The organism is Sphaerisporangium corydalis (assembly GCF_025506355.1).
Lineage (GTDB): Bacteria > Actinomycetota > Actinomycetes > Streptosporangiales > Streptosporangiaceae > Sphaerisporangium > Sphaerisporangium corydalis.
Map to the genome: position 1 here is coordinate 214,649 of NZ_JANZYP010000003.1, position 19,955 is coordinate 234,603.

The 19,955-nt window shown below is 72.4% G+C and carries 15 protein-coding genes; 10 read left to right on the top strand and 5 right to left on the bottom strand.

The genetic code is table 11. The features are described from left to right. The first annotated feature begins 83 nt into the window (after positions 1–83). Genes NYZ98_RS03840 through NYZ98_RS03850 form a run of 3 tightly spaced genes read left to right on the top strand, consistent with a single transcriptional unit; the run spans position 84 to position 3,870 of the window. Positions 84–2,144 carry a DUF6421 family protein gene (locus tag NYZ98_RS03840; protein WP_262841045.1) on the top strand — a complete coding sequence of 687 codons (2,061 nt, stop codon included), beginning with the start codon at positions 84–86 and terminating at the stop codon, positions 2,142–2,144. Continuing rightward, positions 2,141–2,812 carry an SDR family NAD(P)-dependent oxidoreductase gene (locus NYZ98_RS03845; RefSeq protein ID WP_262841046.1) on the top strand — a complete coding sequence of 224 codons (672 nt, stop codon included), beginning with the start codon at positions 2,141–2,143 and terminating at the stop codon, positions 2,810–2,812. Before NYZ98_RS03840 ends, NYZ98_RS03845 begins: the two co-directional genes overlap by 4 nt. Further along, complete coding sequence (locus NYZ98_RS03850; protein ID WP_262841047.1) at positions 2,809–3,870, top strand: threonine aldolase family protein; 1,062 nt, start codon at positions 2,809–2,811, stop codon at positions 3,868–3,870. The genes NYZ98_RS03845 and NYZ98_RS03850 overlap by 4 nt, the downstream gene beginning before the upstream one ends. 36 nt (positions 3,871–3,906) lie before the next feature. Here NYZ98_RS03850 and NYZ98_RS03855 read toward each other — a convergent pair whose 3' ends face one another. Beyond that, positions 3,907–4,551: a DUF305 domain-containing protein gene (locus NYZ98_RS03855; protein ID WP_262841048.1), complete on the bottom strand. Its 645-nt coding sequence runs from the start codon at positions 4,549–4,551 to the stop codon at positions 3,907–3,909. Between the two features lie 120 nt (positions 4,552–4,671). On the opposite strand from NYZ98_RS03855, the gene NYZ98_RS03860 reads away from it, so the two are divergent. After that, the gene (locus NYZ98_RS03860) at positions 4,672–5,418 is read left to right on the top strand and encodes a DUF3105 domain-containing protein (protein ID WP_262841049.1); all 747 of its coding nucleotides are present in this window, start codon (positions 4,672–4,674) and stop codon (positions 5,416–5,418) included. Between the two features lie 45 nt (positions 5,419–5,463). Here the strand turns inward: NYZ98_RS03860 and ald are convergent, their stop codons facing one another. Continuing rightward, complete coding sequence (gene ald, locus NYZ98_RS03865; protein ID WP_262841050.1) at positions 5,464–6,579, bottom strand: alanine dehydrogenase; 1,116 nt, start codon at positions 6,577–6,579, stop codon at positions 5,464–5,466. A gap of 328 nt (positions 6,580–6,907) precedes the next feature. On the opposite strand from ald, the gene NYZ98_RS03870 reads away from it, so the two are divergent. Further along, complete coding sequence (locus NYZ98_RS03870; RefSeq protein ID WP_262841051.1) at positions 6,908–7,996, top strand: excalibur calcium-binding domain-containing protein; 1,089 nt, start codon at positions 6,908–6,910, stop codon at positions 7,994–7,996. Positions 7,997–8,160: 164 nt separating this feature from the next. Here the strand turns inward: NYZ98_RS03870 and NYZ98_RS03875 are convergent, their stop codons facing one another. Further along, a complete protein-coding gene (locus NYZ98_RS03875; protein ID WP_262841052.1) occupies positions 8,161–10,407 on the bottom strand; it encodes a molybdopterin cofactor-binding domain-containing protein in 2,247 nt (748 codons plus the stop codon). Positions 10,408–10,593: 186 nt separating this feature from the next. Between NYZ98_RS03875 and NYZ98_RS03880 the strand changes: the two genes are divergently transcribed. The 5 genes from NYZ98_RS03880 to NYZ98_RS03900 all read left to right on the top strand — a co-directional run bounded on the left by NYZ98_RS03880 (position 10,594) and on the right by NYZ98_RS03900 (position 16,559). After that, positions 10,594–11,382: a PucR family transcriptional regulator gene (locus tag NYZ98_RS03880; RefSeq protein ID WP_380706310.1), complete on the top strand. Its 789-nt coding sequence runs from the start codon at positions 10,594–10,596 to the stop codon at positions 11,380–11,382. Positions 11,383–11,579: 197 nt separating this feature from the next. After that, entirely contained in the window at positions 11,580–12,872 is a 1,293-nt protein-coding gene (locus NYZ98_RS03885; protein WP_262841053.1) for a helix-turn-helix domain-containing protein, read from the top strand. A 167-nt stretch (positions 12,873–13,039) separates the two neighbouring features. Next, positions 13,040–13,633 carry a copper resistance CopC family protein gene (locus tag NYZ98_RS03890; protein WP_262841054.1) on the top strand — a complete coding sequence of 198 codons (594 nt, stop codon included), beginning with the start codon at positions 13,040–13,042 and terminating at the stop codon, positions 13,631–13,633. Further along, positions 13,630–15,873 carry a cytochrome c oxidase assembly protein gene (locus NYZ98_RS03895; protein WP_262841055.1) on the top strand — a complete coding sequence of 748 codons (2,244 nt, stop codon included), beginning with the start codon at positions 13,630–13,632 and terminating at the stop codon, positions 15,871–15,873. Before NYZ98_RS03890 ends, NYZ98_RS03895 begins: the two co-directional genes overlap by 4 nt. Before the next feature lie 308 nt (positions 15,874–16,181). After that, entirely contained in the window at positions 16,182–16,559 is a 378-nt protein-coding gene (locus tag NYZ98_RS03900) for a sensor histidine kinase (protein ID WP_262841056.1), read from the top strand. Positions 16,560–16,601: 42 nt separating this feature from the next. On the opposite strand, the gene NYZ98_RS03905 is transcribed toward NYZ98_RS03900, so the two are convergent. Further along, positions 16,602–16,775 carry a hypothetical protein gene (locus tag NYZ98_RS03905; RefSeq protein WP_262841057.1) on the bottom strand — a complete coding sequence of 58 codons (174 nt, stop codon included), beginning with the start codon at positions 16,773–16,775 and terminating at the stop codon, positions 16,602–16,604. Between the two features lie 113 nt (positions 16,776–16,888). After that, positions 16,889–19,834, bottom strand: a complete 2,946-nt coding sequence (locus NYZ98_RS03910) for an ABC transporter substrate-binding protein (RefSeq protein WP_262841058.1) — start codon at positions 19,832–19,834, stop codon at positions 16,889–16,891. Positions 19,835–19,955 lie beyond the last annotated feature (121 nt).

A 19,955-nucleotide genomic window follows, 5' to 3' on the forward strand; every position in this document is an offset into this window, starting at 1 on the left:
GTAGGAGGGGGTCATGCATGTATATTTTCCGTATAGAACCGGACATTGCTGAAGAAATTACGCTAATGGAGGGATGAGACGGTATGAGGGCCTTCCCGAGGGTGCTGTTCGACGAGGCGCACAACGAGTCGTGGACGATCCGCCGCCAGGTCGCCGAGGCGATGAACCCGGCGCACCCCGACGACAACAGCTACGCGCGCGCTGCGGAGATCCTCCGGCACCTCGGGGACACAGTCGCCGCACACGTCGAGGGCCCCATCACCCCCGCCGTGCTCGCCGCCCACGACGTCTTCGTCATCGCCCACCCCTCCGCCGACCGCTGGGAGCGCACCACCGGCCTCGGCAGCCCGGTCCTGCCGGCCGAGGAACTGGACGCCATAGAGCGATATGTCGCCGACGGCGGCGGCCTGGTCGTGCTGGCCGAGTGTGAGCAGGAGAAGTACGGCAACAACCTGGCCGAGCTGCTGGCCCGGTTCGGTGTGGGCATCGAGCACGCCATGGTCCAGGACCCGGGCAACTGCTACAACGGCGTGGCCACCTGGGTGCTCGGCCGGCCGGTGCCCGCCGCGGCGGACGACCTGACGGCGGGCGCCAAGGAGGCGTGCTTCTACCGCGCGGGCGTGCTGGACCCGCCCGCCGGGGCGACCGTCCTGTTCGAGACCTCGCCCGCCGCCGACCTCCCCGGCCGGGCCCTGGCCGTCGCCGTGCGCCACGGCCGGGGGCGGGTCGTGGTGTTCGCCGACTCCGACCTGTTCGGCGACGACTCCATCGACGACCTGCGGCACGCCCGCCTCTGGGGCAACGTCGTGACCTGGGCCGCCCGCGTCCCCGTGGGCGAGGCGGGCACGGGCGGGACCGGCGACGGGTTCGCCACGCTCAAGGCGGCCGTCGAGGAACTGCGGCCGCTCACCGCCAAGAACGGGTCCGTCGAGGACGCGGAGGCCGCCGCCCCCGTCGTCGGCCGGATCACCGCCGCCATCCAGGACCTCGCGCCGCGCTTCCCGCACGACAGCGAGTACCTGACGACCGTGCTCGCCGACCTGGGCAAATGGCGGGACGGCGGCTTCGGTGTCCCGGACTTCCTCGACTCGCTGAACGCCTTCCACCCCGACACCCAGCGCGCCGACGGCCTGGAGCACCTGGTCGTCTTCCCGATGTACACCCAGAACGGCAACCCGAACCGCAACCTGGAGGCGGTCTGGATCCGCACGGTGTGGCCGGAGTGGCTCGCCGCCCTGGAGCGCGGGCGGTACGACAACCCGATGTTCGTGCCGATCGCGTTCGTGGACTTCACCGCCGGCTACGACACCAACAGCGCGGTCCTGTTCCCCGAGACCGTCGCGGTCCGGGAGACCCCGCCGAGGTTCAGCTGGGGCGCGATCTTCTGCGACCGCGAGGCCGCCCGGTTCCGCCAGGTCAGCCGGGCCGCCGCGGACACGCTGAAGCTCGCCATGCCGCCGGACGCGGCCCGCCTGCTGGACAGCCAGGAACTGGCCCAGGACACCTTCATCCTGTGGGACCTCGTGCACGACAGGACCCACAGCCACGGCGACCTGCCGTTCGACCCGTTCATGATCAAGCAGCGGATGCCGTACTGGCTGTACTCCCTGGAGGAACTGCGCTGCGACCTGACCGCGTTCGGCGAGGCGGTCAGGCTGGAGACCGAAGGCGTGCCGCACGCCCGGTACGTGCAGCACGCGATCCTGTTCGACCGGCTGTTCCGCTTCCCGATCACCGGCGAGCGGGTGCGCAACTACGACGGCCTCGGCGGCCAGCTCCTGTTCGCCTACCTGCACCGCAACGACGTCGTCCGCTGGACAGACAACCGGCTCAGCGTCGACTGGGACCGGGTCGCCGGCTGCGTCGCCGACCTGCGCGGCGAGGTCGAGAAGCTCTACCGCGACGGCATCGACCGCTCCAAGCTGGCCCACTGGCTGGCCGCACACCAGCTCGTCGCGGCTTACGTCGCCCCCCACCCGGCCTCGGTGTGGCACCGGGGCGCCGACGCGCTGCCGGTCGAGGGGTTCCCGAAGGCCGTGGTCGACGCGGTCCTGCCCGACGAGTTCCCCCTGAGCATGTTCTACGAGGCCCTGCGTCGTAAGCTTTCTGACGTGATCGAGGCCACGAAGGGAATCCGCGCGTGAGCGAGCCGAGCCGGGCGAGCAGGGTCGTCGTCATCGCCGGGGCGGGCGGGCCAACGGGCCGCGCGGTCGCCGCGCGCCTCGCCGCGCGGGGCGACACCGTGGTCGGCGCCGGACGGCATGCCGCCGACGGGGTGGTCGCCGCCGACCTCACCGACCTCGAGGCCGTACGTGAGCTGGCGCGCCAGGTCGACAGGGAGCACGGCGGCGCCGACGGGGTGGTCCACCTCGTCGGCGGGTGGCGCGGGGGGAAGACCTTCGCCGACACCGACCTGGCCGACTGGGACGCGCTGCACGAGCAGATCATCCGCACCCTGCAGAACGTCTCGCTGGCGTTCGAGCCGCAGCTGCGCCGCAGCGACGCCGCCCGGTTCGCCATCGTCTCGGCCAAGGCCGCCCAGGAGCCCACCCAGGGGGGCGCGGCCTACGCGGCGGCGAAGGCGGCGGCCGAGGCGTGGACGCTGGCGCTGGCCGACTCCCTGCGCGGCACGCCGGGTGCGGCGACGATCCTGGTCGTCAAGGCCCTGGTCAACGACCAGATGCGCGCCGCGAGCCCGGAGCGGGCGTTCCCGGGGTTCACCGACGTCACCGACCTCGCCGAGGCGGTCGCCGGCCTGTGGGACCGCCCGGCCGGCGATATCAACGGCACGCGATGGGACCTCACCACGTGACCCAGGCACAGCGCCGCCACGACCCCGCCGTGAAGGGGTTCGCCAGCGACAACTACGCCGGCGTGCACCCCGAGGTGCTGGAGGCGCTGGCCCTGGCCAACGGCGGCCACCAGGTGGCCTACGGCGAGGACGTCTACACCGAGGCCCTCCAGGAGATCTTCAAACGGCACTTCGGCCCGGCCGCCCAGGTGTGGCCGGTGTTCAACGGCACCGGCGCCAACGTCGTCGGCCTGCGCTCGATGACCGCCCCGTGGGAGGCGGTGGTGTGCGCCGAGACCGCGCACGTCAACACCGACGAGGGCGGGGCGCCCGAGCAGAGCGCCGGGCTGAAGCTGATGAGCGTCCCGACGCCCGACGGCAAGCTCACCCCCGAGCTGGTCGACCGGCAGGCGTGGGGCTTCGGCGACGAGCACCGCGCCCAGCCCCGGGTGGTCACGATCTCCCAGAGCACCGAGCTCGGCACGCTCTACACCCCCGGGGAGATCGCCGGGATCGCCGCCCACTGCCGTTCCCTCGGAATGCTGCTCCACCTCGACGGCTCGCGCCTGATCAACGCCGCCGCGGCGCTCGGCGTGCCGCTGCGCGCGCTGACCACCGACGCCGGCGTGGACGTGCTGTCCTTCGGTGGCACCAAGGGCGGGCTGATGTTCGGCGAGGCCATCGTCGTGCTCAACCCCGCGGCGGTCCGGGGCATGATCTACCTGCGCAAGAGCGCGATGCAGCTCGCCTCCAAGATGCGGTTCGTGTCCGCCCAGTTCGAGGCGCTGCTCGGCGGCGACCTGTGGCTGCGCAACGCGGGCAACGCCAACGCGATGGCCGCGCGCCTCGCCGCGGCCGTGCGCGACATCCCGGGGGTGACCGTGACCAGGGCGGTCGAGGCCAACGCCGTCTTCGCCGTCATGCCCCCTGAGGTGGCCGACCGCGTGCGCAAGCGGTTCCGCTTCTACACCTGGGACCCCGCGATCGGCGAGGTCCGCTGGATGACGGCGTTCGACACCACCGAGGACGACGTGGACGACTTCGCCGCCGCGATCGCCGAGGAGATGACCCAGCCCTGACCCCCCGCCCGCACGGTCACGAGGTCCGCCCGCCCGTCACTTGAGAATTGAGGGGTACGGCTGGGCGCCGCGCTGCTTCAGCAGGTCGGTCATGTAGCCGATCTCGCTGTTCTGGGTGTCCACGATGCTCTGCGCCATCCGGCGGACCTCGTCGCGGTTCGACAGCTTCAGCAGGCCCTGGGCCATCTGCACGCCCCCCTCGTGGTGGCGGATCATCAGCTGCAGGAACAGGATCTCAGAGTCCTTGCCCTTGGCGGCCTTGAGCCGCGCCAGCTCCTCCTTGGTCGCCATGCCCGGCATCGTGCCGGGCACCCCGACGGCCGCCGGCGTCCCGCCGTGCTCGCCGCCGTGCCCGGCCATCCAGGCCATCGCGGGCCGGGTCCCCGACTGGTCGAGGCCCCACTGCTGGAGCCATCCCATGAAGACGCCGCGCTGGGCCGTCTGGGTGGTGATGATGTCGTACGCCAGGGCCCGGATCGGGGCGTCGGTGCTGCCGTCGCGCACGGCGAAGCCCATCTCGACGGCCTGGGCGTGGTGGACCGCCATGTCCCGGGCGAAGCCCGCCTCCGCCGACGCGTCCCCCGGCGGCGCCGAGCGTCCGAGGATCAGCAGCATGGCGACGGCGGTGACCACGCACGAGATCAGCGCGACGAGGACCAGACGAGTTCGTGAAGTGCTCATTGCCAGCCAGAGTAATGAATGTCAGGTGGGATGAACGCAAACGTTATTACCTACCCACTATCCTCCACATAAGTATCGGCCGCTCGACATGCAAGGTCATGACCAGCCGTTGGAGGACTGATGGCCAAGGAGAGGACGCAGGCCCGGCGAGAGCAACTCGCCCAGCTGCGTGCCGCGCAGAAGCGCAAAGAGCGGCGCACCGCAATGCTCATGTGGGGAGCGGGAGCCTTCGTCATCGTCCTGCTGGTCGGCCTTGTCGGGTTCTACGTGATCCAGGACCGGGCCAAGAGCTCGCTCGACGGGGTCGCGACCTTCGCCTACAAGGGGTCCCAGCACACCCCGATCAAGGTCAACTACAAGGAGTCCCCGCCGGTCGGCGGCGAGCACAACCCGTCATGGCAGCAGTGCGGGGTCTACGACCAGCCGATCAACAGCGAGAACGGCGTGCACTCCATGGAGCACGGCTCGGTGTGGATCACCTACCGGCCCGACCTCGCCAAGGCCGACGTCGACAAGCTCAAGGCGCTCGTCACCTCCGACTACCTGCTGCTCAGCCCGTACCCCGGCCTCAAGGCCCCGGTCGTGGTGAGCTCCTGGAACCACCAGCTCGCGCTCACGGGCGCTAGCGACCCCCGCCTGGCGAGCTACATCACCAAGTACAAGCAGAACCCGAGCACCACCCCCGAGTACGGCGCCACCTGCACCGGCGAGGGCAGCACGGACCAGGTCGCGGCCGACAACCCGCTCCCGACGACCACGCCCAGTGCGGCGCCGAGCACCTCGGGAACCCCCGCCCCCAGCGCGGAGCCGAGCACTTCGGGGAGCCCCGCACCCAGCGCGGAGCCGACCGTCACCCCCAGCTCCTGAGCGAGCGCCCCGCGCCCCCCACGGGGCGCGGGGTCACCCCGGGGTTCACCTGAGGACCTCCTCCGGGTCGGTGGCCTCGATGCCGTGGGCCTCGCCGACCGGGCGGCTGGTGAGGGCGCCGGCGTGGGTGTTCAGGCCCCGCGCCAGCGCCGGGTCCTCCCGCAGCGCCTCCCGCCACCCCTTGTCCGCGATGGCCAGCGCGTACGGCACGGTCACGTTGGTCAGCGCGTACGTCGAGGTGCGCGGCACCGCCCCGGGCATGTTGGCCACGCAGTAGAACACCGACTTGTGCACCAGGTACGTCGGGTGGGCGTGGGTGGTCGGCCGCGAGTCCTCGAACGCGCCGCCCTGGTCGATGGAGATGTCCACCAGCACCGACCCCTCGCGCATCCGCGCGACCAGCCCGTTGGAGATCAGCTTGGGCGCCCGGGCGCCGGGGATCAGCACGGCGCCGATCACCAGGTCGGCCTCCAGGACCACGCGCTCGATCTCGTAGGCGGTGGAGGCGATCGTCTGGAGATGCCCCCGGTAGATCGTGTCGGCGTGGCGCAGCCGGTCGATGTCGCGGTCCAGGAGCACGACCTCGGCCTGCATGCCGAGCGCGATGGTGGCGGCGTTCATGCCGGTCACCCCGGCGCCCAGCACCACGACCCTGGCGGGATGCACCCCGGGCACCCCGCCCATCAGCACCCCTCTGCCGCCGCCCTGCCGCATCAGGTGGTACGCGCCCACCTGCGGCGCGAGGCGCCCGGCCACCTCCGACATGGGCGCCAGCAGGGGCAGCGCCCCGTTCTCTGTCTGCACGGTCTCGTAGGCGATGCCGGTGACCCCGGTCTCGATCAGGGCCAGGGTGAGCTTGCGCGAGGCGGCCAGGTGCAGGTACGTGAACAGGACCTGACCCTGCCGCATGCGCGGGTACTCGGAGGGGATGGGCTCCTTGACCTTGAGCACCAGATCGCCCTGGTCCCAGACCTCCTCGGCCGAGCCGAGCACGGTCGCGCCCGCGGCGCGGAACTCGTCGTCGGAGATGGACGACCCGGCACCCGCCCCGGTCTCGACGAACACGTGGTGGCCGTGGGCGGCCAGTTCGTTGGCTCCGGCGGGGGTGAGCGCCACGCGGTGCTCGTGGTCCTTCACCTCTCGGGGTACTCCGACCTTCATGAGATCCTCCCTCGGCCCTCGGGCCCGCTGTCCTGCCGTACCGGACTGCCCCCGTCCGGCCCCGGCTCACCGCGATCGGGACGCCGTGCGTTCCCCCTGGAACCCCGGTCATGACGCCAGTCGGACGGGTTATCGCAGCTAAATGGCGAATTGTCAGGACATCTACAGCCTAGAACCCCCTCGTCGGAACCCGTCCTGCGGTTAGCTCGATCACGCGAGCATCGGTAGGCTCGCCCGAGCGATGTCAGTCACAGGGGTGAGGATGCGTAACCATCCGGCGGCCGACGATCACAGCGATCGACCCGACGCGCCACCGGATCTTCCCGGCATGCCGGAGAGCGGCCCCGGCGAGCCGCCACCAGGGCCGGGGGAGCCGCCCGACCCCGGGGGGCCGCCCGCCGGCCCGGGCGGCCCTGGGGCCCCTGGAGGACCGCCCGGGCGTCCCGGCGGGCCGCCGCGCGCCGCACGCTCCACGACCATCGCCCTGATCGCCGGGCTCTTCGTCGTGATCGTCGTCACCGGCGTCCTCGGCACGATCGCCGTGCTGATGACCCGGGAGCCGGGCCTGCCGCTGGGCGCCAAGCCCCCCGCCCACCTCGCCACCCCCATCCACTTCGCCCCCGTCACCGGCGTGCGGCCCGCGCCCTGCCCGGGCGCCGAGGCCGTGCTCGACGACGCCGGCACGACCTGCTACCAGGTGGCCCCAGGGGTCACCGTCACCTCGGTGGTGAAGGTCGAGACCGTCGCCGACAAGGACGGCACCTACGCGGTGCGGGTCGTGCTGGCCCCCGAGAGCCGCCGCAGGCTCGCCGACCTGACCAGGGACGCGCTCAACCAGTTGCTCGCCGTCGTGGTGGACGACAAGGTCGTCACCGCCCCCCGGGTCGCCCAGGCGATCACCGAGGACAGCCTGAGCATCGCCGGGCTGACCAAGGAGACGGCGGACGGGCTGATGAACCGCCTGCTGGGCACCGGCGGCGCGGTGACCGGCACCGGCACCCCGACCCCCGGGGTCACCGGCCCCTCACCCTCGGCGCCCCAGACCGGTCAGCCCGTCACCCCGCCCACCACGCCTGCCACCCCCATCTCGCCCGCCGCCACGGGCGCCTCGCCCGGGGCGCCCAGCGGGTCGGCGTCCCAGCCCGGTTCGGTGCCGCTGGTCCCCTCCGGGGCCACGCACACCCCCGGCGCCGGAGGGCAGACCACGCCGGACGCCGGCGCCTCCGCCTCACCGCGCACCCGCGCCACCGGCGTCTCCACCCGGTCCAAGCGCCCCCCGGACCCGCGCTTCGCGACCTGCCGGCAGGCCCACGCCGCCGGCTACGGCCCGTACACCAAGGGCGTCCACGAGGAGTACTCCTGGTACGTGGACGGTGACCACGACGGCGTCGCCTGCGAACGCGGCGACATCACCTGACCCGCGGCACCACCCGGATCGTCGGCCCACCCGGTGGCCCCGCCCGCCAGGACGTACCACCATGGTCACGCCCGCCGGGCGCCCAACCGTGGTCACGCCCGCCAGGACGCCCCATCGTGATCGCGCCCGCCGGGACGCTCCACCGTGGTCACCCGCCAGCGGCCCTACTCGGTGAGGGCGATGTCGTGCGGGCGGATAGGGATCCGGGGCAGGGCCAGGCCGGTCGCGGCCCGGACGGCGGCGGCGATGGCCGGCGTGGACGACAGCGTCGGCGGCTCGCCCGCCCCCCGCAGCCCGTACGGCGCGTCGGGGTCGGGGTTCTCCAGGATCGACAGCCGCATCGGCGGCATGTCGAGGATCGTCGGGATCAGGTAGTCGGTGAACGACGGGTTCAGCACCTTGCCGTCCCGCATCTGGATCTCCTCCATCAGCGCCAGCCCGAGCCCCTGCGCCGACCCGCCGTGGATCTGCCCTTCGAGCGCCAGCGGGTTGATGATCCTCCCGACGTCCTGGACGGCGGCCAGCTCGACGACCTTGACCAGCCCGAGGTCCAGGTCCACGTCCACCACGGCGCGGTGGACGCACAGCGCGAGCTGGGTGTGCGAGTCGCCCTGCCCGGTCACCGGGTCCATGGGGTAGGTCGGCCGGTGGCGGTACTCGCGGGTCTCCTCGACCGGCCCGAACGCCTCCAGCAGTTCCTCCAGGGTGAGGCCGGGGTTGCCGGCCCGCAGCTTGTCCAGGCGGTCGCGCACCGCCTCGCTCGCGGTCTTCACCGCGCCGCCGGTGACGTAGGACTGCCGGGAGGCCGAGCTGGAGCCGGCCGACCCGACCGAGGTGTCGGCCGGTTCGATCGTCACCCGGTCGACGCCCAGCTCGGTGCGGGCGATCTGCCCCTGCACCATGAGCAGGCCCTGGCCGACCTCGGCGGCGGCGGTGTGCACGCGGACGTGCGCCTCCCCGCCGAGCAGCTCGATGGTGACCTTGGCCGTGGAGTAGTCGTCGAACCCCTCGGAGAAGCAGATGTTCTTGATGCCCACCCCGTATCCGACGCCGCGCCGCACCCCCTCGCCGTGCGTCGTCTGGGCCACCCCGCCGGGCATCGACCGCAGGTCGGCCGAGGGCGTGGCGTCCGGCAGGGGCATGGCGGCCAGCTCGCGCAGCATGCCGGCCAGCGGCGCCGGCGACTCGATCACCTGGCCGGTCGCCAGCCGCGACCCCTGGGAGACGGCGTTGCGCACCCGGATCTCCACCGGGTCCAGCCCGCACGCCTCGGCCAGCTTGTCCATCTGCGACTCGTAGGCGTAGCAGGCCTGCACGGCGCCGAAGCCGCGCATCGCCCCGCAGGGCGGGTTGTTGGTGTACGCCCCGTAGGCGTCGATCGCGATGTCGGCCACCTCGTACGGGCCGACGCCGAGGGAGGCCGCGTTGCCGACGACGGCGAGCGAGGAGGAGCAGTACGCGCCGCCGTCGAGCACGATCTCGGCCCGGACGTACACGAGCCGGCCCTCGCGGGTGGCGCCGTGCTCGTACCGCATGCGGGCGGGGTGCCGGTGGACGTGCCCGAAGAACGACTCCTCCCGGCCGTAGACCATCTTGACCGGCCGGCCGGTGCGCAGGGCCAGCATGCTGGCGTGGATCTGCATCGACAGGTCCTCGCGGGCGCCGAACGCGCCGCCGACCCCGGCCAGCGTCAGCCGCACCTTCTCCTTGGGCAGGCCGAGGCAGGGGGCGATCTGGTCCTGGTCGACGTGCAGCCACTGCGTGGCGATGAACAGGTCGATCCCGCCGTCCTCCGCGGGCACCGCCAGACCCGACTCGGGGCCGAGGAACGCCTGGTCCTGCATGCCGACCTCGTACTCGCCGGTCACGACCACCTCGGCCGTCGCGGCCCCGGGCGCGTTCCCGGCGCGGACCGGCTGGTGGCGCACCAGGTTGCCGCCCGGCTGCACCTTCGGGCACTCAGGGTCGAACAGGGCGCGGCGCGCGTCGGTGACGGCCTCGCGCGGCTCGTAGGCGACCACGATGGCCGCCGCCCCGCGCCGGGCGGTCTCCGGATGGTCGGCGGCCACGATCGCGACCGCCTCGCCCTGGTAGCGGACCTGGTCGATGGCCAGCACCGGCTGGTCCTTGTGCTCCAGCCCGTAGAACCGCGCCCCGGGGACGTCCTCGTGGGTGAGCACCGCCCGCACGCCGGGGATCGCCAGCGCGGGGCCGATGTCGATCGAGCGGATCCACGCCGACGGGTGCGGGCTGCGCAGGGTGGCGCCCCACAGCATGCCCGAGAGGTACAGGTCGGAGGAGTAGGCGAACTCGCCGGTCACCTTCAGGGTGCCGTCCGGCCGGGTCACGCCGGCCCCGACGCCCTGGTCGGTGCGCTGGTCCCGGGTCTGCCCGCTCGCGGTTTGGGTCACACGGGCAGTACATCAGCCCAGTTCACCGACGCCAATAGGCGCCCTGCCGAAGGGCGGGCCCGGGCGCGGCGGCCGATTGGAGGTTCGTCCAAAGGACCGGCGTTAGCCTTGGGCTGTGCGGATACGTGACCCGCCGAGGTCGCCGCGCGGCTACGCACCTGCGGGATCGGCGCGTCGGAGCCGTACGTGGTCGTGACCGCCACCGTCACCCGGGAGGGCGCGACCGAAGGGCCCGATCCCGCCGTGCTCGGCGGGCAGGTGGTCGAGGAGATTCTGGGCCGCAGGGTGCTCGCCGCGGCGGGCGCGGACGGGGCGGTCGCCCTCGTTCCGCTGATCATGATGGGCGAGCCGGAAACCGGAGCCGGAAACGAGGTTACAAAGGGGCCGGAAAGCGGCACGGAACCCGCGCCGGTAGGGGAAAGCGCCTGGACCGGGCTGCGCGTGCGGAGTAGCGTGCAGGTGCAGACGCGATCGCAAGTGCAGCGTAGTGTGCAGGGGGTTCTGGACGTGCTGGGGGGCGGGGTGGCGATTCTTCGGGCGGCTCTGCCCAAAACCAGGGTCGCCGTCGGCGTGAGCGCCGCTCTGACCGGTCCCGGAGCCATCCGCGGTGGCGCCGAGGAGGCGTCCCACGCGCTGCGCATGGCCGAGGCCCGCGGCGGAGGAGTGGTGACCAGCGACGAGATCTACACGCACGATCTCCTGCTGGCCACCGTACCCGGCGACGTTCGCCGGTCCTTCGCGGATCGGATCCTTGCCCCGCTGTTCAGTTACGACCGCGACCACCAGTCGGAGCTGGTCCGCACACTCGGGACCTTCCTCGACTGCGCCGGGTCATGGAATGCCTGCGCGGAGCGTCTGCACGTGCACGTGAACACAGTTCGCTACCGCATCCGCCGGGTGGAGGGGTTGACCGGACGGGACCTGTCCTCAATGGCGGACAGGGTCGATCTCTTCCTTGCTCTGCGTGCCAGTTGAGTTACAAATCAGCAGCAGCCGATGTCGTTTAGGGCTGTGGAGGGAGACGCGGCGGCGTCTGCGGCCATAACATTGCTCCCGACGCCCGAAATGGCTACTAAGAGGATAGCTAGGGCAGTCGAGGCGAGGCGGAGGCGTCGCATGGCTAACTCCCGTCGGTGACTGTCTGTGGGGGCTTACATCTTCAAGGGGTGCCAGTGACCAGTCAAGATCTCATAGGCCAACGAATCAAGACGATTCGCCGCCAACGCGGTCTTTCCCAGGCGCAGCTGGCGCACCCTGAACTCTCGGATAGCTATGTATCACTTATCGAGAGCGGCAAGCGTACGCCGACGGCAGCCGTTCTGGAACTGCTGGCGGCGAAGCTCGAGTGCTCCCTAACGTATCTGATCAACGGGGTCACCGCCGAACAGATGCAGGACCTGCAACTCGGGCTGGGGTACGCCGCCCTCGCGCTGGAGAACGGCGAGGTCGCCGAGGCCCGCCGCCGCTACGCCGAACTGCTCGCCGACGGCAACCTGGCCGGCCTGTCCCCGCTGAGGCAGCAGGCCCAGTACGGCTACGCCCTGGCCACCGAGGCCTGCGGCGACCTCGACGAGGCGATCGAGGTCCTCACCCGCCTGAAGGAGACCGGCGACGCCACGATGAGTGACGAGCGCGCCATCGCGGTCGTCCTCGCCCTGTCCCGGTGCCTGCGCGAGCGCGGCAAGCTCACCGAGGCCGTGCTCGTCGGCGAGGAGGCGCTGCTCGGCGCGAGGCGCCCGGCGTGGAACGACGACCTCGTCGAGCTGGGCGCGACCCTGCTCCTCGCCTACATCGTGCGCGGCGACCTGCTCAGGGCGCGCCAGTTCGCCGCCGAGCTGCTGGCGGCGGCCGAGATGCTCGGCACCCCCCGCGCGACCGTCGCCGCCTGCTGGAACGCCGCCATCGTCGCCGAGCACACCGGGCACGGGGAGGAGGCGCTCGCCCTGGTCGAGCGCGCCCTCGCGGTCCAGTCGGAGAACGGCGAGCCGCGCAACCTCGCCCGGCTGCGCACCGAGTCCGCGATCCTGCGTCTGCGCGTGCGTCCCGCCGAGGCGGAGTCCTGCCGCGAGGTGCTCCTGCGCGCCCGGCGCGAGCTCACCGAGACCTCCGCGAGCACCGTCGACCTCGCCAGGTGCAACCTCGACCTGGCCAAGGCGGAGATCGTCCTCGGCAACCCCGGCAAGGCCGTCGAGTACGGCCGCCAGGCCGTGGACATGCTCGACGACCGCACGGGCGCGCTGCGCGCCGAGACCCGGCTCATGCTCGCCAACGCCCTGCTGCTGCTCAGCAAGCGCGAGGAGGCGGCGATCGAGCTCGTGGCGGCCGAGGAGCTGCTGGAGCACGTCCCGGCCTCGCGCAAGACGGCCGCGGGCTGGGTGACCGCCGCGTGGGTGCTCGACAGCCTCGAGGACGGCGACGCCAGCGTGGCCGCCTACCAGCGCGCCCTCGCCTGCGCCGGCCTGTGACCGGAGTACGCCCCGGCCGGTGATCGGAGCGCCGGCCTGAGTACCGCGACCCCGGGGGGTCTCATCGGGTTCGTCGCGCCGATCGCCTGTTCGCGGGGTGCGCATGGGGGGCTCTCGACCGGCCTGTGGTGGGGACCTCGCCGTCCCCTGAGTAGCCTTAGGGTGCTATGAGGACTTCCCCGCTCGCCGCCATGCTCGCGCTCGTCGCCGCCGCCGTACTAGGTACGGCCGTCGCCGCCCCCGCGATGGCCCATACGGTGCTCAAGAGCAGCGACCCCAAGAAGGGGGACACGGTCAAGACCCTCGACTCGGTGAAGCTGACCTTCAACGAGGCGGTGCGGTTCCCCGTGGTCCTCGTCCGCGACGCCGGCGGCAAGAAGTACCACCAGGGCAAGCCCAGCACCGACGGCGCGGTGGTCACCCAGAAGGTGGCGGGCGCCCTGCCGTCCGGGAAATACACGATCGCCTGGCGCGTGGTGTCCGACGACGGGCACCCCATCGAGGGCGAGATCCCCTTCACCGTCAAGGCCCCCGAGCCGGCCTCGCCCTCGCCCGAGGCGGTGCCGCCGTCGGCCGCCCCCTCCCCGAGCACGGGCGCGAGCTCGCCGCCCCCCTTCACGCCCACCCCGGTGGGCGCCTCGCCGGTGGCGCGGGCCGAGGACCAGAAGAGCGGCGGCATCCCCGTCTGGGTGTGGATCGTCGTCTTCGGCATCGCGGGCATCGGCATCGGCCTCGGTATCAGCCTCCGGAAGAAGCCGTGACCAGACCTTCGGAAAAGCCCACCAGCAAGAGAACCCCGGAAAAGCCCGCGAGCGAACCCGCCGCCAAGCCTTCGGAAAAGCCCACCAGCAAGCCCGCCGCCAAGCCTTCGGAGAAGTCCGCGAGCAAACCCGCCGCGAAGACCGGCAGGCCCGCCAAGGCCGTGACGCCCCCACCGGGGAAGGCCGTGCGCAGGCCCCCGGGTAAGGCGGGGGGCCCGGCCGCGGCCGAGGCGGCCGCCGGGGGGCCCGCGGTGGGCAGGACGGTGCGGCTGGCCGTCGCGGGCGTCTGCGTGGCGCTGGGCGGCCTGGTCGTGGCGATGGTCGTCGGCGGGGCGGCGACCCCGCGCATCATCCCCGGCCTGCCCGACGAGGGCGCGCTGACCCGCTGGGCGCTGCCGGTGTCCAAGCTGACCATGGACGCCGCGGGCGTGGCCGCCGTGGGCCTGCTGCTCCTGGCCACCGCCCTGCTCCCGAGCGACAAGGGCTTACTCGGCCGGCCGGCGCTCGTCTACGTCAAGGCCGCCTCCTGGACGGGCCTGCTGTGGGCGCTCGCCGCGGCCTCCACCCTGGTGTTCAGCCTGTCGGAGACGCTCGGCACACCGGTCTCCGACGTCATCGGCGGCGACGAGCTCACCAGCTACGCCAGCCAGGTCCCCCAGGGCATCGCCCTGACCCTGGTCGTGCTGTTCGGCACGGCCATCGCGCTGTTCTCCCGTGGCGCGATCACCGCCGGTGCCGCCGGGGGGCTGCTGGTCCTCGCGCTGGCGACCCTGCTGCCCCCGGCGCTGACCGGGCACTCCTCCTCGGCGCCCAACCACGGCCTGGCCACGACCAGCGTCGCGCTCCACCTGCTGGTGCTGTCGCTGTGGGTCGGCGGGCTGCTGCTGCTGAGCGTGCACGCCCTGCGCGGCGGGCCGCACCTCGACCTGGCCGCGCACCGCTTCTCCCGCATGGCGCTGTGGTGCTTCGCCGGCGTCGGCCTGTCCGGCGTGTTCAGCGCCCTGGCCCGGCTGACGGCCGTCTCCGACCTCTACACCACCTCTTACGGCGTGATCATCCTCGCCAAGGTCGCCGCCTTCACCGCTCTCGGGGTGATCGGCTGGTGGCACCGCGAGCGCACCCTGCCCGCGCTGTCCGCCGGCCGTCCCGGCGCCTTCACCCGGCTCGCCGGGGTCGAGGGCCTGATCATGCTGGTGGCGATGGGCCTGGCCGTCGCGCTCTCGCGCACCGCACCGCCGCCGCTCGACCTGCCGGTGGACCGCGCCTTCGAGCTGCTGGGCTACCTCATCCCGCCGCCGATCACGGTGGCGAACCTGCTCACGCTGTGGTGGTTCGACCTGTTCTTCGCGGCGGTGGCCGCCCTGCTGGCCGGCCTCTACGTGGCGGGCGCCGTCCGGCTGGCCCGCCGGGGCGACCGGTGGCCGCTCGGCCGGACGATCAGCTGGGGGGCCGGCGTCCTGCTGCTGGTCCTGGCCACGCAGAGCGGCATCGCCCGGTACGCCCCGGTGCTGTTCAGCGTCCACATGGCCGAGCACATGATCCTCTCGATGCTCGTGCCGATCTTCCTGGTGCTGGGCGCGCCGGTGACCCTGGCCCTTCGGGCGCTCAAGCCCGCCGCGCGGCGCGGGGACCGCGGCCCCCGCGAGTGGATCACGACGATCCTGCACAGCAGGACCACCCGGGTCATCACCCATCCCGCGATCGCCACGGCCCTGTTCATCGTCTCGACGTACGCCCTCTACTTCACGCCGCTGTTCGCCTCGGCGATGGAGGAGCACCTCGGGCACATCGCGATGACCCTGCACTTCCTGCTCACCGGATGCCTCTTCTTCTGGGTGATCATCGGGGTGGACCCGGCGCCGACCAAGCTGCCGTACTTCGGCCGGCTGCTCCTGCTGTTCGTCACCATGCCGTTCCACGCGTTCTTCGGCATCGCGCTGATGAACATGGGCACCGTCATCGCCGCCGACTGGTACGACCAGCTCGGCCGCACCTGGGGGGACCCCCCGCTGGCCGACCAGGGCACCGGCGGGGCCATCGCCTGGGCGTTCGGGGAGATCCCGACGCTGATCGTGCTGCTGGCCCTCGCCTTCCAGTGGTACCGCGCCGAGGACCGCACGGCCAGGCGGGCCGACCGGCGCGCCGACGCCCGGGCCGCCAGGGACGGCGGCACCGGCGACTCCGAGCTGGACGCCTACAACGACTACCTCGCCAGGCTCGACAGGAGCGACAGAGAGTAACGGGCCCTGACTGGGAGTAGGCTTGCGGAGGCCCGGGAGGCGGTCGCCGCCGCCGAGCGCGCTGACGCCCGCCTGCGGGTAGCGTGGCATCAAAGAGTTCGGGCATAGACACTTTGGGTGGACTTTCGGTGGAAGGTCCCACCGGGGTGGCATCGCCGCCACCCCAAGCGATTTTCCAACCGCTCTTCAAGCACGCGTCGGTAGCGTCGCCCGAGTTTCTGTCACCAGGGCCACGCGGTGGGGCCGGGATCACGTAGCCCGGAGCGGTGCGCCCAGGAGGGTTGGGGGAGTTGTACGAAGAGTTGCGCATGCGCGGAAAACGGAGCCTGGCGCGGGCGGTCGAGGACTACCTGACGGAATGGTCGGAACGCACCGGGATCACCGTCGAGGTGTGGGCGATGCCCAAGGAACGGGTGACCGGTCCCGTCGCCGACGCCGTCTACGCCGTCGTGCTCGCGGCCCTGTCCAACGTCGAACGGCACAGCGGCGCCCACACGCTCTCGCTCGCCCTCACCACGGGCCGCGGCGGCCTTCGGCTGACCGTCAGCGACAACGGCGTGGGCTTCCCGCCCGGCCGCACCGGGCCCGGGATGGACACGATGAAGCGGCGGTTCAGCGAGGTGGGCGGCGTCCTGACGATCAACAGCGTGGTCGGTGAGGGCACGACGGTCAGCGGCCAGATCTGACCCGCACGCCCGCCGGGGGACGGGTGTGGGGGGACGACGGCCCTAGGGGATCGGGGTGACCGCCGCTGGCCCGGTGGAGTGCGTCATGTTCAGGGTCAGTTCCACCTGGTCAGGCGGGTCGGCGTGGGTCATCGAGATGACGCCGAACAGTGCGCCGGCGAGGGCCAGCAGGCTCAGGACGGGGGTGGACCCCCGGTTTCTCCGGGTTTCGGCCATCGTGATCTCCTCCGCAGACGGGGTCACGGAGCGGCGCGGGGCCTGACGGTCCCGGTGCCGCACCTGTCACGAGGTACGCGGCGGGAGCGTGGAACGTTCGATCCGGAGCGGCGCTAGCAGGTGGGACTCGGCGGCTGCTGGACGTACAGGCGCCCGCACTGGCGGATCACGACCTGGCGGCCCTGCGGGTTCACGGTGACCAGCAGGATCGGGCGGTCCAGGGCGTGGCGGCCGTCGGGGTCGCCGTGCAGCTTGACCAGCCCGCTGTCACCGTTGATCTTCTCCAGCTTCTCCAGCGCCAGCAGCACCCCTCCCCGGTCGACCACGCCCGGCCCGCCGTCGTCGGCGGGCCCGCCCTGGCCGGAGAACGCCACCTGCGCCGCCCCCATGATCGCCCCCGCGGCGTCGTGGGCCTGCACCGCGTACTCCTTGGAGGGCAGTTCGGTCCTTGGCAGGTTCTGCATGTGCAGCGAGGCCACCAGGGCGTCGAACTCCTGGAAGAAGTCGGTCTTGAACTGGCCGGGGACGGCGGTCCAGGCGCTCGGCGAGGCCAGCGCCACGTACGTCACCCGGACCCGGTGGTTGCTGCCGAGCTGGGGCTCGTGGTCGTTGACGTACTGGGTGATGTCGTCGTTGGCCATGACCGTGAGCTGGCACTGCGACTTGCCGATGGCGTCGACGAAGGCGCCGAACTGGGCGGTCCGCCCGGCGTAGTAGACCATGTCGGGTTTCTCCGTCCGAGTGCACACGTCGGTGACCTTCTCCTCCAGCTGGGCCGCGTTGGAGTACCCGACGGAGGTCGCGCCCTTGCCGAAGGCGCGGACGAACCGGGCGCCGAGGTCCCGGCTGAACAGGTCGCTGAGCATCGTGTCGGTGAAGACGGCGGCCGTGGCGGCGGGCGGGAAGCCCTGCTCGGGCAGCCCCTCATGGGCCCAGCGCGCGGCCACCTCGGCGAGCCGGCTGTTGGGCGGCGCCAGCGGGAAGAACGAGGGGATGTAGGCGTCGCTGCCCTGGCGCCGCCCGAGGTCGTCGAACGTCGCCGTGGTGCTGATCACGGGCACGGCCTTGCGGGCCAGGAGCTGGATCGCGGCCTGGACGGTCTGCCGGCTCTCGCCGAGGCCGACCACCCCGATGACGCTCGGATCGTCCTGGATACGGCGCAGCACGTCCTTGGCGACGTCCTCGGCGTACCGGAAGTCGGCGCCCGCGTTCGCCAGCAGGAGCCGCATCTGCAGCTTGCTGCCGTCCCCGCTGTTGTCGATCAGCCGGCGCTGCTCCAGGGCGAGGCCGGCCAGCTCGCCGTGGATGTCGGTGATGGGGTCGGCCACCCCCACCGACGACTTCGAGGAGGTGGTGAGCTTCCCCAGGTAGATCACCGTGGCGTAGGGGTGGCCGGACGACAGGATGGAGCGGTTCTGGGAGTCGATCACGCCCAGGACGTGCTTGAGGTGGTCGTCGAAGACGAAGCCGCCGTCGCTGATCCCGACGCACTCGCCCGTGGCGGCGCGCCAGATGTCGAGTTCGCAGTTGGTCGTGTTCGTGGCGAGCACCCGGACGAAGGACAGGGTCACCAGGGCCGTCACCGCCAGCCACGGCAGCACCGGGTGGGCGAGCAGCGGCCGCCGCCGGCCGCGGACCGGGACGTTGATCTTCTCAAGGATGGGGGCGTCCTTGGCCTCCATCTCGATGCGCAGCACGCGGTGCGACCCGACGGCGCGGTCCCTGGCCAGCTCGGCGCCCCACTGCGCCCACAGCTCCTCGGTGAGCTCGGGACGGCCCGCCATCACCGGGGCGCGGGCGCCGTCCGGCGGCGGGGTGTGGCCGCTGTGACCGGTCACGACGACCAGCAGCGGGTCGGGCAGGCACGTGGCGGTCCTGACCTCCTCGATGCGGGCGACCAGCCGGGTCAGCCCGCCGTCGACCAGCAGGACAGGGTAGGAGGTGCGCGCCCACGCGACCCGCCGCCAGACCTTCCACAGCCGCCGCTCGTACCCCTGCCGCAGGTCCTCCAGGAAGGCGTTCACCAGGAGGTGCTCGATGCCCTCGTTGGCCTGGACGGCCTCCAGCCTCTTGCGCTCCCCGGCGGACTCGGCCGGCGCCTCCGCGCCCTCCGCGCCCTCGTGCTCCGGCGGGTGCCCGGCGTCCGGGTCGCCAGGGACGGCGGTCACCTGCGGCAGCGGCGTGACGTGCGCGACCAGCCGCGACTGGGCGGGGGCGGGCGGCGGCACGTCCGGCCTGGCCTCCGACAGCGGGACGGCCATGGCGCGGCGCCGGGCGCGCAGCAGGCGCACGGCGAAGCCGGTGATGTCGTGCGGCCGGTTGCGGCGCTGGTCGGGCATGAGGAACGGCTGGCGGCAGAACCACATGTACCGGCGCCGGCCCGCCCAGCTCCGGGAGAGCAGCAGGACGTGCAGCGACCCGATGACCGGCCCGGCGAGGATGGCGCTCACCCCGAACAGGCCGCTGAGCTGGTTGGCCCACCCGGCGCCGAGGAGCGCCGTGGCGGCGGCCCAGGCGGGCAGCGGGCCCTCCGAGTAGGCGCGCACGTTCGCCCAGAAGTTGCGCCGGTCCTGGCCGGTGCCCGCCCGCATCTGCCTGCGGCGCTGGCGGACGGCCTTCTTCACGCCGTCGTGGAGGTGGTCGGGCTCGTCGTCGGTCGTCTGGAGGTCGAGCAGCCACAGCACCTGGGCGAACAGGGGGAAGCGCAGGTGCGCCTCGCCGGGCGGGGCGACGGCGGCGAGGTCCCGGGTCGCCTGGCGAAGCTGGGTGACCAGCCCCGCGTACGGCGGGGTGAACCCCGCGCCGGCCACCGGGCCGCCCTCCTCGGGGTCCGCCGAGGTGCCGATGTGGGCGAACGGCGTGCCGTCGCACCGGGCCTCCAGGGCCTGGGCGACGGCCGCGTTCGCCAGGTAGGGCCCGGTCACCCACAGGACCGGGACGGGGATGTCGCCGTTGCGCCAGGTGGGGCGCACGCGCATCTGGTCGAAGACGCGCAGGAACTCGCGGATGCCCTCGTGCCGCCGGCGGTAGTTCTCGTCGGGGTCGTGCCCGGGGATCATGCGGAGGCCGCCGGCGGGCGGGACACCGGGACTTCCGGGTACGGAGAGGAAGGCGGTGCTGGGGTCAATGGGTCACTCCGGATCGACAGGGGGCTGTCGGGCTCGCTTTCCGGCTCCCGCG

Excerpts from the sequence above, each read along its gene's own strand:
- NYZ98_RS03870 (WP_262841051.1), top strand. The coding sequence starts at position 6,908 with ATGCCGGAGAGCGGCCCCGGCGAGCCGCCACCAGGGCCGGGGGAGCCG.
- ald (WP_262841050.1), bottom strand. The coding sequence starts at position 6,579 with ATGAAGGTCGGAGTACCCCGAGAGGTGAAGGACCACGAGCACCGCGTG.
- NYZ98_RS03910 (WP_262841058.1), bottom strand. The coding sequence starts at position 19,834 with ATGATCCCCGGGCACGACCCCGACGAGAACTACCGCCGGCGGCACGAG.
- NYZ98_RS03840 (WP_262841045.1), top strand. The coding sequence starts at position 84 with ATGAGGGCCTTCCCGAGGGTGCTGTTCGACGAGGCGCACAACGAGTCG.
- NYZ98_RS03900 (WP_262841056.1), top strand. The coding sequence starts at position 16,182 with ATGCGCGGAAAACGGAGCCTGGCGCGGGCGGTCGAGGACTACCTGACG.
- NYZ98_RS03905 (WP_262841057.1), bottom strand. The coding sequence starts at position 16,775 with ATGGCCGAAACCCGGAGAAACCGGGGGTCCACCCCCGTCCTGAGCCTG.
- NYZ98_RS03855 (WP_262841048.1), bottom strand. The coding sequence starts at position 4,551 with ATGAGCACTTCACGAACTCGTCTGGTCCTCGTCGCGCTGATCTCGTGC.
- NYZ98_RS03860 (WP_262841049.1), top strand. The coding sequence starts at position 4,672 with ATGGCCAAGGAGAGGACGCAGGCCCGGCGAGAGCAACTCGCCCAGCTG.
- NYZ98_RS03890 (WP_262841054.1), top strand. The coding sequence starts at position 13,040 with ATGAGGACTTCCCCGCTCGCCGCCATGCTCGCGCTCGTCGCCGCCGCC.